Origin of the sequence: Streptomyces sp. NPDC058195 (assembly GCF_042883525.1) — a bacterium.
GTDB lineage: Bacteria > Actinomycetota > Actinomycetes > Streptomycetales > Streptomycetaceae > Streptomyces.
Window position 1 is genome coordinate 98,168 of sequence record NZ_JBHVVM010000010.1, and the last position, 13,775, is coordinate 111,942.

General features: G+C 72.4%; 13 protein-coding genes. 5 read left to right on the plus strand and 8 right to left on the minus strand.

Features of this window, described 5'->3' with window-relative positions; all coding sequences use genetic code 11:
* Positions 1-61: 61 nt before the first annotated feature.
* Positions 62-1,537, minus strand: coding sequence for a hypothetical protein (locus tag ACFVWY_RS15195; RefSeq protein ID WP_389871706.1), 1,476 nt, complete (start codon positions 1,535-1,537; stop codon positions 62-64).
* A gap of 195 nt (positions 1,538-1,732) precedes the next feature.
* On the opposite strand from ACFVWY_RS15195, the gene ACFVWY_RS15200 reads away from it, so the two are divergent.
* Positions 1,733-3,586, plus strand: coding sequence for an endonuclease/exonuclease/phosphatase family protein (locus ACFVWY_RS15200; RefSeq protein WP_389871708.1), 1,854 nt, complete (start codon positions 1,733-1,735; stop codon positions 3,584-3,586).
* 171 nt (positions 3,587-3,757) lie between these two features.
* Here ACFVWY_RS15200 and ACFVWY_RS15205 read toward each other — a convergent pair whose 3' ends face one another.
* Positions 3,758-4,471, minus strand: a complete 714-nt coding sequence (locus tag ACFVWY_RS15205; protein WP_389871710.1) for an antibiotic biosynthesis monooxygenase — start codon at positions 4,469-4,471, stop codon at positions 3,758-3,760.
* A 138-nt stretch (positions 4,472-4,609) separates the two neighbouring features.
* Between ACFVWY_RS15205 and ACFVWY_RS15210 the strand changes: the two genes are divergently transcribed.
* Positions 4,610-5,743, plus strand: a complete 1,134-nt coding sequence (locus tag ACFVWY_RS15210) for a lipid II:glycine glycyltransferase FemX (RefSeq protein WP_389871712.1) — start codon at positions 4,610-4,612, stop codon at positions 5,741-5,743.
* 16 nt (positions 5,744-5,759) lie between these two features.
* Here the strand turns inward: ACFVWY_RS15210 and ACFVWY_RS15215 are convergent, their stop codons facing one another.
* Complete coding sequence (locus ACFVWY_RS15215) at positions 5,760-6,380, minus strand: DUF4232 domain-containing protein (protein WP_389871964.1); 621 nt, start codon at positions 6,378-6,380, stop codon at positions 5,760-5,762.
* 214 nt (positions 6,381-6,594) lie between these two features.
* On the opposite strand from ACFVWY_RS15215, the gene dapA reads away from it, so the two are divergent.
* A complete protein-coding gene (gene dapA, locus ACFVWY_RS15220; protein ID WP_389871715.1) occupies positions 6,595-7,485 on the plus strand; it encodes a 4-hydroxy-tetrahydrodipicolinate synthase in 891 nt (296 codons plus the stop codon).
* On the opposite strand, the gene dapD is transcribed toward dapA, so the two are convergent.
* Positions 7,476-8,465, minus strand: coding sequence for a 2,3,4,5-tetrahydropyridine-2,6-dicarboxylate N-succinyltransferase (dapD, locus tag ACFVWY_RS15225; protein WP_389871718.1), 990 nt, complete (start codon positions 8,463-8,465; stop codon positions 7,476-7,478). The two genes, dapA and dapD, sit on opposite strands and share 10 nt — an antisense overlap.
* A gap of 296 nt (positions 8,466-8,761) precedes the next feature.
* Between dapD and ACFVWY_RS15230 the strand changes: the two genes are divergently transcribed.
* Positions 8,762-9,649, plus strand: a complete 888-nt coding sequence (locus ACFVWY_RS15230; protein ID WP_389871721.1) for a winged helix-turn-helix transcriptional regulator — start codon at positions 8,762-8,764, stop codon at positions 9,647-9,649.
* 61 nt (positions 9,650-9,710) lie between these two features.
* Here ACFVWY_RS15230 and ACFVWY_RS15235 read toward each other — a convergent pair whose 3' ends face one another.
* Both ACFVWY_RS15235 and ACFVWY_RS15240 read right to left on the minus strand, forming a co-directional pair.
* The gene (locus ACFVWY_RS15235; protein ID WP_389871724.1) at positions 9,711-10,247 is read right to left on the minus strand and encodes a TetR/AcrR family transcriptional regulator; all 537 of its coding nucleotides are present in this window, start codon (positions 10,245-10,247) and stop codon (positions 9,711-9,713) included.
* On the minus strand, positions 10,247-10,567 hold the full coding sequence (locus ACFVWY_RS15240; protein WP_389871726.1) for a DMT family transporter: 321 nt from the start codon (positions 10,565-10,567) through the stop codon (positions 10,247-10,249). Before ACFVWY_RS15240 ends, ACFVWY_RS15235 begins: the two co-directional genes overlap by 1 nt.
* Before the next feature lie 210 nt (positions 10,568-10,777).
* Between ACFVWY_RS15240 and ACFVWY_RS15245 the strand changes: the two genes are divergently transcribed.
* Positions 10,778-11,809, plus strand: coding sequence for a hypothetical protein (locus ACFVWY_RS15245; RefSeq protein ID WP_389871729.1), 1,032 nt, complete (start codon positions 10,778-10,780; stop codon positions 11,807-11,809).
* Positions 11,810-11,866: 57 nt separating this feature from the next.
* Here the strand turns inward: ACFVWY_RS15245 and ACFVWY_RS15250 are convergent, their stop codons facing one another.
* Positions 11,867-12,220: a VOC family protein gene (locus ACFVWY_RS15250; protein ID WP_389871732.1), complete on the minus strand. Its 354-nt coding sequence runs from the start codon at positions 12,218-12,220 to the stop codon at positions 11,867-11,869.
* A gap of 64 nt (positions 12,221-12,284) precedes the next feature.
* Positions 12,285-13,679, minus strand: a complete 1,395-nt coding sequence (locus tag ACFVWY_RS15255; protein WP_389871735.1) for a hypothetical protein — start codon at positions 13,677-13,679, stop codon at positions 12,285-12,287.
* Positions 13,680-13,775 lie beyond the last annotated feature (96 nt).

A 13,775-nucleotide genomic window follows, 5' to 3' on the forward strand; every position in this document is an offset into this window, starting at 1 on the left:
GCCCACGCCACCCACGCCACCCGGACCGTCGGCCCGGAGGCCGACCGGTCCGAGGGGGCCCTCAGGAGGTCTTGCGCGAGCGGGCCTTGAACGCGGCCTTGCGGGCCTCCTTGGCCTTCTTCTTGTCGCTGTGCAGCCGTCCCATCGCGTCGAGCACGTCGGCGGTCGCCGGGTGGTCCACCCGCCAGGCCTCGTCGAAGAAGCCGCTGTGCCGGCCGGCCAGCCCCTCGACCAGGTCCTGGAGTTCGCCGAGATCGCCGTCCGCCGCCAGCTGGGCCGCGATGGTGTCGACGGCCAGCCAGAAGATCATCGACTCAGGCGGCGCGGGCACCCCTTCCGCACCGAGCTCCGCCAGCCAGACCCGGGCCAGGCCGCCCAGCTCGGGGTCGTCCAGCACCGCGCGGACCGCGGGCTCCGCCTCCGCGCCGACCAGGGCGAGCGCCTGCTGGCAGTGGAGCCTGCGCAACGGTGCCTGCGAGTCCGTGCCGCGGGCCGCGGCCAGCAGCTCGGCCGCCGCGCCGTCCGTGCCGCCGCGCCGGGCGAGCCACAGCCCGACCTCGCTGGCGGCCGCCGCCTCCGGGTAGTACGCGACGCCTCCGAGCAGGGCGTCGGCCCCCTTGTCCGCGAGGTCGCCGATCGCCGGGGCGTCCACCCCGGCCTCCAGCATCCTGGCGCGCAGCCCGTACAGGCCGAGGGGGGTGAGCCGGACCATCCCGTACCGGGTGACGTCCTCGTCGTCCGCGGCCGGGCCGGCCTCCTCACCGGCCTCCTCGCCCGCCTCGACCAGCAGCGCCTCGTCCACCGGCCGGTACTCCACGATGCCGATCGGCTCCAGGACCCGGAACTGGTCGTCCAGGCGCATCATCGCCTCGGACACCTGCTCCAGCACGTCGTCGGTCGGTTCGCCCATCTCGTCGGGGACGATCACCGAGGCGGCGAGCGCGGGCAGCGGCACCGGGGCCGGGTCCGTACCGCCGTGGCCGTCGCCGACGCTGAGCAGGTAGAGATTGGCGAGGACCCCGTCGAGGAAGTCGGCCTCGGCCTCCGGATCCCAGTCCAGCGCGTCGAAGTCGACCGAACCGTCCTCCCCGACCAGGTCAGCCAGGTCGTCGAAGACCGGCGCGGTGGCATCGGCGAAGGCCGCCTCCAGGCCGTCGAGCCAGATGGACAGCACGTCCTGCGGCGAACCGCCGGTGACCAGCGGCAGGTTCTCCCCGGGGGCGGCCTTCCCCACCGCGTCCGGGTCGTCGTCCTGCGGCGGGTCCTCCACGTCGATGAGCCCCGTGTCGACCGCGAGCCGCCACGCCTCGCTCGCCTCCGCCGCACCGTTCTCGTCGGCCGCCAGGCCGAGGTGCTCGGCCGCCGCGGGCAACTGCGCGTCGACGAGCTCGCCGCCCGCGCCCACACCGGTCCCCGGCCCCGCCCAGCGGGCGAGCCGGACGGCGCGGGCGAGCAGCGGTGCGGCGAGCGCGTCCCGTGCCAGCTCGGCCTCGGTGCGCAGCCGTACGGGCGGCAGGGTGGGGGGCTCTGCGGACATCAGGGGGTTCTCCTCGGGGGCGTACGGTGCGTACCGGATCGGGCGGGCCCCAGCGTAGACGTATTTCGTCCCATGCCGCCCGGTTCATGAAACGGACAGGGGCAGTCCATCCCGGAGACCTTGACAACCGCCGGGCCCACACAAGAGATTGACGCGCGTAGATCCCCAGCCGTTCCTCGATACCCCGGAGCCTTGATGCCTGCCGCATCGTCCAGAACGACCACCGTCTCCGCGCTCGTCGCCGCCGCGCTCGCCGCCGGTCTGCTCACCGGCGCCGCGACCACCTCCGCGTCCGCCTCCGACACCCCCGCCGCGGACGGCCAGGTCCGCATCCACGACATCCAGGGCTCCACCCGGATATCGCCGCTCGTCGGCCAGCAGGTCAGCCAGGTGCCGGGCGTCGTCACCGGCGTGCGGACGTACGGCTCCAAGGGCTTCTGGTTCCAGGACACCCGGCCCGACACCGACCCTGCCACCAGCGAGGGCGTGTTCGTCTACACCGGCTCCGCGCCCACCGTCGCGGCCGGTGACGCGGTCACCGTCTCCGGCACGGTCACCGAGTACGTCCCGGGCGGCCTCACCTCCGGCAACCAGTCGCTGACCCAGCTCAGCAAGCCCACCGTCACCGTGGTCTCCTCCGGCAACGCGCTGCCCGCGCCGGTCCGGATCACCGGGCGCTCGGTCCCGTCCCGGTACGCCCCGCAGGGCGACCCGGCGGCCGGCGGCTCCGTCAACGCGCTGCCGCTGCGCCCGTCCCGTTACGCCCTCGACTACTACGAGTCGGTCGAAGGCATGAACGTCAGCGTCGGCACCTCGCGGGTGGCCGGTGCCACCGACACGCACGCCGAGCTGTGGGTGACCGTCAAACCGCACGAGAACGACGCCCGCCGCGGCGGCACCGTCTACGGCTCGTACGACCAGCAGAACACCGGGCGGCTCCAGATCCAGTCGCTGGTGCCGCTCGCCGAGCAGCCCTTCCCCAAGGCCGACGTGGGCGATGTGCTCACCGGGGTGACCGAGGGTCCGCTCGACTTCAACCAGTACGGCGGCTACACGCTGACCGCCCGCACCATGGGCACCGTCACCGCGAAGGGCCTGCGGCGGGAGGTCACCCGCAAGCAGCGTTCCGGCGAGCTGGCGGTGGCCACGTACAACGTCGAGAACCTCGACCCGTCCGACCCGCAGGAGAAGTTCGACGCGCTCGCCGCCGCGGTCGTCGACAACCTCGCCTCGCCGGACATCGTGGCGCTGGAGGAGATCCAGGACGACAACGGCGCGAAGGACGACGGCACGGTCTCCGCCGGTCTGACGGTGAAGAAGTTCACCGACGCCATCCGGGCCGCGGGCGGCCCGGCGTACGACTGGCGCTCCGTCGACCCCGAGGACAAGAAGGACGGCGGCGAGCCCGGCGGCAACATCCGCCAGGTGTTCCTCTTCAACCCGGAGCGGGTCTCGTTCACCGACCGGAGCGGCGGCGACGCGACGTCGGCCACCGGGGTCGTGCGGGAGCGTGGCCGCGCCGCGCTGACCTTCTCCCCCGGCCGCATCGACCTGGCGAACGCCGCCTGGGAGAACAGCCGCAAGCCGCTCGTGGGCGAGTTCAGCTTCCGCGGCCGTACGGTCTTCGTGGTCGCCAACCACTTCGCGTCCAAGGGCGGCGACGAGGCCATCTACGCGGAGCACCAGCCGCCGGCCCGCTCCTCGGAGGTCCAGCGGCACGCCCAGGGCCGGGCGGTCAACACCTTCGTCAAGAAGCTGCTGAGCGCCCAGAAGAACGCCAGGGTCCTGGTCGTCGGTGACATCAACGACTTCGAGTTCTCCGGCACGGCCAAGGAGCTGACCGCTGGCGGCGTGCTGTACCCGGCGATCAAGTCCCTGCCGCGCTCGGAGCGTTACACCTACGTCTACCAGGGCAACAGCCAGGTCCTCGACCAGATCCTGACCAGCCCGGCGATCGGCGACTTCACGTACGACAGCGTGCACATCAACGCCGAGTTCGCCGACCAGAACAGCGACCACGACCCGCAGGTGGTCCGCTTCCGCCCGTAGTCCCACGCCCTAGGGTCTTTCGTTTGGATCAGGCTGGATCAGGGAGCGGGGGCTGGTGCGTGCAGCTGCAAGGCGGAGGAAGGAGCCGACGCGGAGCGTCGGTGACTGACGACAACGCGGCAGATGTGCGTGCCGGCCCCCGCGAGCCCGGCATGATCCAAACGAGAGACCCTAGACGCCCGCGCTCGGCACGATGCTGAGCGCGGGCGTGTAGCGGTGGACGCCGCCGCCACTCACCCCCGGATACGACCGCACCCGCTCCCACTGCGGTGTGTCCGAGCCGATCCCGGGGCCCTCCCCGGCCAGTGCGTCCAGATGGGCCCGAGCGCTCTCCCATTCGGCGTAGTTCAGCACCCGCCTTCCGTCGGTGCTCACGTGGAAGTGGCCCGAGATGCCGCCGGGGGCGCGCGCCCCGTCGGTCGCCAGCGCCTCGAACACGGTGTCCACCCAGTCCCGTTGCCGCGCCGGGTCGGCGCCCTCGAACTCGACGTCGACGATCACCACGCAGCCCGGCTCCCGCGCGTCGTCCTCCTGCGGCAGCAGCGAGCGGTAGAGCTCCAGGGTGTGCAGTCCGAGCCGCCGGATTCCCGGTACGGCGGCGTCGATGTCCGCGTTGCGCTCGTCCCTGCCCTCCCGGAAGAATTCCTGGTACGCCTGCTCACCACTCCACTGGCTGTAGTGGAGCAGGGTCCGCCCGTCCTCCCCGGTGTGAACGGTGTACGAAAGAAGTCCGGGATGCGGCCAGTCCCGGCCGCACCACGCCCCGCGAATCGCCTCGACGGTGTGCCGCATGCGCTCCGGGGTGCCGGTGTCCCAGGTGCTCACCTTGACGAGGCCGACGTCATTACGGGCAAGATCGGGGCGGGATGCGAAACGCACGCTCATGGCGGGTCCTCCTGACCGGGGCACCGGGGTGGTGCGCCCTCACCGGCCACCCTGGTACGTCAAGCGCGCTTGAGGTCAATGCGCCGCGTCCGGTCGGCCCCGCCGCGTCCACCGAAAGCACGACGAACGGAGTACCGCATGGCACCGCTTCTCAGGACGATCAGCCGCGAGGAACATCTGGCGTTCCTCGCGAGCCGCCCCGCCGCGAGCCACATGCAGGTCCCGTCGTGGGGTGAGGTGAAGCCCGACTGGCGGGCGGAGAGCATCGGCTGGTTCGACCGGGACAGTGCGGGCCGGGAACGGATCGTCGGCGCGGGGCTCGTGCTGTACCGGCCGATCCCCCGGGTGAAGCGCTATCTGGCCTATCTGCCGGAGGGCCCGGTCATCGACTGGTTCGGCGCGGAGCCCGGGCAGTGGCTCGGTCCGATGGTGGCGCATCTGAAGGCACGGGGCGCGTTCTCGGTGCGCATGGGGCCGCCGGTGGTGGCGCGGCGCTGGGACGCCCGTACCGTCAAGGACGCCATCGCCGACCCGTCCGCCGGGCGGCTGCGCGACGTGCCGGCGGACGAGGAGGACCCGCGGGCCGCCAGGCTCGTGGCGGAGCTGGTCCGGCTGGGCTGGCGGCGCGGCGAGGAGGAGAGCGAGGACGGGTTCAGCGCGGGGCAGCCCCGGTACGTCTTCCAGGTGCCGTTCGCCGGGCGCACGCTGGAGGAGGTCCGCGGCGGCCTGAACCAGCAGTGGCGGCGCAACGTCAAGAAGGCGGAGAAGGCGGGCGTCAAGGTCGTCGAGGGCGGCTTCGAGGACCTTCCGGCCTTCTACGAGCTGTACCGCGAGACGGCCGGACGCGACCGCTTCATCCCGCGCCCGCTCGCCTACTTCGAACGCATGTGGACGGCGCTGCGCGCCGAGGACCCCGACCGGATGCGGCTCTACCTCGCCGAGCACGAGGGGCAGACGCTCTCCGCGGCGACGATGCTGACGGTCGGCGACCACGTCTGGTACTCCTACGGCGCCTCGACCGGCCACAAGCGCGAGGTCCAGCCGAGCAACGCCGTCCAGTGGCGGATGATGTGCGACGCGCACGAGCGGGGCGCGGCCGTCTACGACCTGCGCGGCATCACCGACACCCTGGACGAGAGCAACCACCTGCTGGGCCTGCTGCGTTTCAAGGTCGGCACGGGCGGGCGGGCCGCCGAGTACATCGGCGAGTGGGACCTTCCGATCAACAAGGTGCTCCACAAGGCCTTCACCCTCTACATGGCCCGCCGCTGATCCGCTCCCGGCCGTCCTAGCGCGTGGTCCGCCAGGCCGTCATGTTGAGCTCGTCGAGCAGGCGTACGTCGCTGCCTTCGAGCGGGAAGACACGCGGCTCCAGGCCGGGGGCCGGGGCGATCTCCAGGGCGTCGCCCTCGATGAGGTCGCCGCCGGTCGGGGTGGAGACCCAGGCCAGCAGTGCGTGCATCGACCGGCCGGGCTTCAGCACGACCTGCTGCGGGCCCCGGTCGGTGCCCATGTAGGAGGAGCCGGGGTTGACCTTGACCGGGAGCGGGTCGCCCGCCTCGTCCAGGGCACGGACGGAGGGGTAGCCGTCCACCGGGTACGGCTTGTCGCCGCAGTTGGTGAGGGTGAGCCCGACGGCCCGGTGGCCGAGGGCCGGCTGCACCTCGCCCATGTCGACGACCACGCCGGAGGACGGGCATCCGGCCCGGCCGGTGGGCGTGGGCACGGGGGTGGTCGGCCGTGCGGTGGACGGAGGCACGGCGGAGGCACTGGGCAGCGGCGTCGGCAGCTCGTCGGCGTGCACCGCGTACGGTCCGCCGGACGCGGGCCGCGGCTCGCCCTCGCCCGCCGGTACGAGGAAGCCCGCGCAGCCGGAGAGCGTGAGCCCCAGTGCCCCGGCCAGCAGCACGGCCGCCACCGGATCGCGTCTCCCGTGTCCCGTTCCGTGTCCCGCGTCCGCCCGTCCCCGCATGCTTACGCCCCCGCTCGACCCGCCTGCCGCATGGACGTTCGATCATGCCAGAGCGAGGGTGTCTCCCCCGTCCACTGTTGAGCGTTCCTTGCCGGTCACCCGAAGCAGATCTAAGTGGACCTTCACGGTTGGTCCGGCCGAGACTTCGGGGATGACCGCACCCCTTCCCCCGTTCGGCCGCGCGCTCTGCGCCATGATCACGCCCTTCACCGCCGCCGGTGAGCTGGACCCGGACGCCGCCGGGCGGCACGCCGCCGCCCTGGTCGCGGACGGCTGCGACGGTCTGGTGCTGAACGGCACCACCGGCGAGTCCCCGACCACGAGCGACGCCGAGAAGACCGCGCTGCTGCGGGCCGTCCGGGAGGCGGTCGGCGGACGGGTGCCGATCGTCGCCGGGGTCGGCAGCGCGGACACCCGGCACACCGTGGAACTCGCCCGGCAGGCCGAACGGGCGGGTGCGGACGGCCTGCTGGTGGTGACGCCGTACTACAGCCGCCCGCCGCAGGCCGCCGTCGAGGCGCACTTCCGGCGTGTCGCCGACGCGACCGGCCTCCCGCTGATGCTGTACGACATCCCCGGCCGCACCGGTACCCGCGTCGAGCCGGAGACCCTGCTGCGGCTCGCCGGGCATCCTCGCGTCGTGGCCGTGAAGGACTGCGCGTACGACCTGATGGGCTCCACGAGGGTGATCGGGGCGACCTCACTGGCGTACTACTCGGGCTGCGAGGAGCTGAACCTGCCTCTGTACGCGGTCGGCGCGGCGGGCTACGTCAGCACGGTCGCCAATGTGGCGCCCGGCCCGCTGCGGGCCGTCCTGGACGCCTTCGACGCCGGTGACACCGCCGGGGCCACCCGGCTCAACCTGCTGACCGCCCCGCTCACCAGGGCCATGATGGGCGCCGGACTGCCCGGCGCGGTGACCGCGAAGGCGCTGCTCGGCGCCGGTTCGGTCCGCGAACCGCTGCAGCCCGCCGGGCGCGGGGCGGCCGACGGGCTGCGGGAGGTGTACGCGGAACTGCTCAGCGCCCTGGATCAGTTGTGACTGTGCAGGACGTCGTTGAGGCCGCCCCAGACCGCGTTGTTCGGGCGGGCCTCGACGGCGCCGGAGACCGAGTTGCGACGGAAGAGGATGTTCGAGGCGCCGGAGAGCTCACGGGCCTTGACGATCTGTCCGTCCGGCAGCGTGACGCGCGTACCGGCGGTGACGTAGAGCCCGGCCTCGACGACGCACTCGTCGCCGAGCGCGATCCCGACCCCGGCCTCGGCGCCGATCAGGCAGCGCTCGCCGATCACGATGCGCTCCTTGCCGCCGCCGGAGAGGGTGCCCATGGTGGAGGCGCCGCCGCCGATGTCGGAGCCGTTGCCGACGACGACGCCCGCGGAGATGCGGCCCTCCACCATCGAGGTGCCGAGGGTGCCCGCGTTGAAGTTGACGAAGCCCTCGTGCATGACGGTCGTACCGGCGGCGAGGTGGGCACCGAGCCTGACCCGGTCGGCATCGGCGATCCGGACGCCCTTGGGGGCCACGTAGTCCGTCATCCGGGGGAACTTGTCGACCGAGGTGACCTGGAGGTGCAGGCCCTCGGCGCGGGCGTTCAGCCGGACCGTCTCCAGGTCGTCCACGGCGACCGGGCCGAGCGAGGTCCAGGCGACGTTGGCGAGCAGGCCGAAGAGGCCGTCCAGGTTCTGGCCGTGCGGCTGGACGAGGCGGTGCGACAGCAGGTGCAGGCGCAGGTACGCGTCGTGCGCGTCGAGCGGCTTGTCGTCGAGCGAGCCGATGACCGTACGGACGGCGACGACCTCGACCCCGCGGCGGGCGTCCACGCCGACGGCCTTGGCGGCGCCCTGGCCCAGCAGGTCGACCGCCTGGGCGGGGGTGAGCCGCTCGGTTCCGGCCGGGCCGGGCTCGGCGGTGAGCACGGGGGCGGGGAACCAGGTGTCGAGAACGGTACCGTCGCCGGCGATGGTGGCGAGGCCGGCGGCGACGGCGCCGGTGGTGCGAGCAGGAGTCGTGTCGGTCATGACACGAAACCTAACCGGCCGGACGCCACGGGAGCCAACCGGTCCCGCCAGGCGGTCGTGGCGCGGGCAGGGCAGGACGCCACCCCGGTGAGTTCCTTCTGGGAACCCACCGGGCTATCATGCGTCCCTGCCGGTCACTCCGGCACAGGCAGAAGGCAGAAGGCAGAAGGCGGAAGGCTCAGAGCGAGAAGCGGACAGCGGACAGCGGACAGCGGACAGCAGACAGCAGACAGCAGACAGCAGACAGCAGACAGCAGACAGCAGAAGCCTGACGCGGGAGAGCGACGGAGGAACCCATGCCCCAGCGCACCAGCCTGGCCGGTGCCGACTGCGCGATCGCCCAGGCGCTCGACGTGGTGGGCGACTGGTGGACCCTGCTGATCGTCCGGGACACGGCGCGCGGGGTGCACCGCTTCGACGCGCTCCAGGCGGAACTAGGCATGTCCCGCAAGGTGCTGACCGAGCGGCTGCGCCTGCTGGTGGACGCGGGGGTGCTCTCCCGGGAGCCGTACCAGGACCGTCCGCCCCGGTACGAGTACCGGCTCACCCGGCGGGGACGCGCCCTGCTGCCCGTACTGATCGCGCTCCAGGACTGGGGCGACACCTGGCTGCTCGGGGAAGGGGACACGATGGCGACGGCCGCGGAGAGTTCGAAGGAGGCGGCCCGCGTGCACGCCCTGGTGGGCACGCGCCTGCCAGAGCTGCGCCTGACGGACCACGACGGAGCTCCGCGCGACCCGGTCGCCGACACCCCGGGCACCGTTCTGTACTTCTTCCCGGGCGCCTACGCCCGCCAGGACGCCTATCCGCCGGGCTGGGCCGGGATCCCGGGCGCGCGGGGCTGCACGCTCGAATCCTGCACCTACCGCGACCAGCTGGCCGAGTTCACGGCGGCGGGCGCGACGGTGCACGGGGTCTCCACCCAGCGCCCGGACGAGCAGCGGGACTTCAGCCGGGCGGAGCGGCTGCGGTTCCCGCTGCTGTCCGACGCGGAGCTGGAGCTGACGGCGGCCCTGCGGCTGCCGACCTTCCGCGCCGGGGGCGTCAGCCGGCTGAAGCGGCTGACGCTGGTGGTGGACCGCGACCGGACGGTACGCGAGGCGCTGTACCCGGTGACGGACATCGAGGAGAGTGTCCGGGCGGCGCTGGCGGCGGCCCGTGCCCTCACCCGGCCCGGCGGCTGAGGCGCACCAGGGCACCAGGGCACCAGGGCACCAGGGCACCAGGGCACCAGGAAAGCGTGTCTCAGCCGGTGATCCGGCCCAGCATCTCCCGCGCGTACGCCTCGTCGTACGTGCCGCCGGTGAGCAGCACCTGGAGGCAGATCCCGTCCATGAGCGCGATCAGCGCGCGGGCCGTGGCCGGATCGGTCCGGCGGGAGAGCAGCGCGGCGACGTCGTCGGTCCACTCGGCGGCGACCGGCCGCAGCGCGGGCCTGCGGAGCGCGGCGAGATACAGCTCGTACTCCAGCTCGGCCCGTCCGTGCCCGCCGGAGAGGTACCAGCCGAGCAGCCGGGCCAGTTCGGCCGCCAGGGCGCGGTCCGGGTCGGCCAGCGCCTCGCTGTCCCGTATGACCCCGGCGAAGTTCTCGTTCGACCGGCACAGTGCCGCGGTCAGCAGCTCGTCCAGCGAGGCGAAGTGATACGTCGTGGAGCCGAGCGGCACATCGGCCTCGGCCGCGACGGAGCGGTGGCTCAGCTCCGCGATGCCGCGGGTGCCGACCACCCGGATCGCGGCGTCGATGATCCGGTCGCGCCGGCCGGGGTCGTAGCGGCGTGCCATCAGTGGGCTCCGCCCAGATTCAGCACCACCACTCCGGCGATGATCAGCGCTATGCCCGCCAGCTTGACCGCGCCGCCGGACTCACCCATGAAGAGGATGCCGATGGCGGCGATGGCGGCGGTGCCGATCCCCGCCCAGATCGCGTAGGCGGTGCCCATCGAGAGCGACTTCAGCGTCTGGGCGAGCAGCCCGAAGGCCAGGAGGTAGCCCGCGACGGTGATCAGCGAGGGCCAGAGCCGGGTGAAGCCCTCGCTGTACTTCATGGCCGTCGTGCCGGCCACCTCCGCCGCGATGGCCGCGGCCAGCAGTCCGTAACCCATGTGTACGAGTGTACGTATCGTCGGGGGTGCGGAGAAGCCGGGAGCTTCCGGGCGGCCGAAACGTTACGGTGTCCCGACCGACAGCACACCAGTACGACGAGAGACGGCGGAGCGACAGTGGCGCAGGACGCAGGGTGGGGCGGAGCACCGTACGGAGGACCCCCGGGGCCGCCGGGATGGGGAGCGTGGGCACCGCCGCCGAAGCCCGGGGTGATACCGCTGACGCCTCTGAAGCTCGGCGACATATTCGGCGGCGCCTTCGGCACGCTGGGGCGCTACTGGAAGCAGCTGTTCGGTGTGGGCGCGGCCGTGTACGGCGGGGCGCTGGCGGTCCTGGCCGTCACGGTCGTGATCACGTACTCCGTGGTCAGCGGCCATCTGCACACCCTCTTCGCGCTCAACGCCGAGGAGGACCCGCGCCCCTCCGACGTGATTCCGGTCATGATCGGCTTCGGTGTCGTCTGGCTGATCGGGATGATCGCCTACGTGATCTCGACGGCCATGATGTACGCGGCCGTTCCCACGGTGCTCCAGGAGGCCGTACTGGGCAGGCCGGCCTCCTTCTCCGCCGTCTGGCGCCGGGCCTGGTCCCGCGTCCCGACGGTGATCGCGACGGTGATCCTCACCTATCTGATCGCGATGGTCCCGATGCTGCTCATGGCGGTCGGGGCCATCGCGCTCATCATCGGTGCGATCACCATGTCGCCCGACTCCGGTGCCACCCCGCTGGCCGTGCTCGGCTTCCTGGGCGCCTTCGCTTCGGCCCCGCTGGCGATCTGGCTCTGGGTGAAGTTCTCCCTGGCGCCCTCGGCCGCGGTGTTCGAGGGGCAGTCCGCGGTGGCCTCGATGCGCCGCTCGGCCCGGCTGGTGCGCGGCGAATGGTGGCGGGTCTTCGGGATCAGCGTGCTGGGCGGACTGCTGGCCTTCGCCGCGAGCTACATCATCCAGATGCCGTTCTCGTTCCTCGGCATGTTCTCCGGTGTCATCGGCGGGACGACGCTGAGCGAGGACCCCAACGCCACCTCGGTCCTCTTCGCCATGAGCGGCTACGCGGTGATCATGGCCCTGGGCGGGCTGGTCAGCCAGTTCATCACCGCGGTCTTCCCGCCGCTGGTGACCGGCCTGATCTACGTGGACCGGCGCATGCGCGCGGAGAACCTGGGCCCGGCCCTCGCCGAGGCGGCGGGCGTACCGGCGCAGTACGGCGCGCCGTACGGGCCCACCTACCACGGCCCGCGGTAGGACGGGCCCGTGGCCGGCCGATGAGCCGGGCGGTCGGCGGACTGCCCGGCCGATGAGCTACTTGTTCGACGACAGCACGCAGAACTCGTTCCCCTCGGGGTCCGTCAGCACCACCCAGCTGGCGTCCGGCCGTTGACCGACGTCGGCCCGGCGGGCCCCGAGACCGATGGCGCGCGCGACCTCGGTGTCCCTGTCGTCGGGGTCGAGGTCGATGTGCAGCCGGTTCTTGGCCGTCTTCTCCCCGGCTGCGGGAACGAAGGTGATCACGGGCAGGGCGGACTCGTCGGCACCGATGACGAGTTCGTCCTCCGCCTCGTACACCACCGTCCAGTCGAGCACCGCGCACCAGAAGCGGGCGAGTGCGGGCGGGTCGTGGGCATCGATGACAATGCTGCAAAGGGAGACGGCCATGCCCGCCAGTCTGCCTGGCGGGCACGGCCGTTCGCACCCCGGACCGGCGAGGGCGTACGGTCCGTCAGCCGCCGACCGTGAACCAGACGGCCCGCGACTTCTTCCATGCGGCCTGGCCGAGGTCCTTCGCCTCCGTGCCGTCCCCGTACAGATCGGCCGATCCGGAGTCCGTGATCAGCTGCGCCCTGGCCCCCGGCGCCGTCAGGTCCGGGACGTCCACGACGGCCTCCCAGCCGCCCGGGTCCGCGGTCGGCAGATCGGCCCGCTTGACCGGCGCGTGAGCGGGGACGCCGTCCCAGGTGTAGAGGGCGTACGGGGCGGAGTTGTCGTCGGCCGCCCAGGAACCGGCCACGATCAGGTACTGGTCGGCTGCGTTCTTGCGGATGTCCCGGATGCTGAGCCCGCCGAGGTCCAGCTCGACCGGCACGCCCATGACCGCCTTCGCTCCGCTGCCCGCCACCTTGTCGAAGTTGGTGACGGGCACGATCAGGGCCTTGCCGCCCTGCTCCGGCGGCACCAGCGGCGCCCGGAAGCCGAGGTACGCGGTGGTCGTGGAGCCGGGGGCGAATTCCAGGCCCTCGACGTTGAACCCGTCGATCTGCTTGGGAGCCTGGCCCTCCGCCGTGCCCGCGGCGAAGCCGAGCCGGTTGCCGTTCGCCTTGTCCCAGGCGACCAGGTCGTCACGGAGCTTCTTGTAGGAGCCGCCGACCGTCAGCTGGGTACCGGCACCCGAGCCGGTCACCGTGGTGGTGAAGACGGTGTTGCGGGGGGACTTGTAGACACCGTCCTTGTTGTTGCCGAGCGAACCGGTCCAGTAGACCGTGTCACCGACCCGGGCCGCCGCCTCGATGTCGATCTCCTTCGACAGTCCGAGCGCCGAGCCGACGTCCCAGCTGCGCACCGGTCCACCCGAGGCGGAACGGCTGTACAGGCGCAGCGTGTTGGACTCGTCGTCGGCCACGACCACGTATCCGCCCCCCACGTCGACGGCGGCCGAGGAGTCGGCGGAGCCGGTGAGGTAGCGGGTGTCGGCGGCGTTGCGCACGGCGGCGGACGCGGCGTAGCGCAGGGTCTTGGTGGCGGTCTTGCCGTCGAGTCCGGTGACCTTGACCGTGAGGTCGGTGTAGCCGCGGCCGCGTGCGGCGACCGCGAGGGTCCGGGTCGCGCCGGTGCCCGTCACGGTCACGTCACCGGTCCCGGCGACGGACGGCCTGGAGCTGGCGGATGCCGCCACGCCGAGCGCGCTCGCGTCCGCCCCGCTCTGGGCGACGGTGACGGTGACCACCGGATCGCCGCTCGCGCCGACGGCGCCGGAGAGGTAGGAGACCGAGAGCCCGATCGTCGGCGTGCCGTAACTCGCGGCATGCGCGGGGGCGTTGAGACCGAGCGCGGCCAGCAGGAGCACTCCGCCCGCAGCGGTGGCCGTCCTGCGGCCGGGAAGCGAGATCTGATGCAGCACAGCATGCCTCTCGTCAGCGTGGTGTCGCGGTTACGTTCCGCTACCCGTGCCAACGACGGACACACATCCTGGGTACGGCAGGCGGCGCGGGGACGA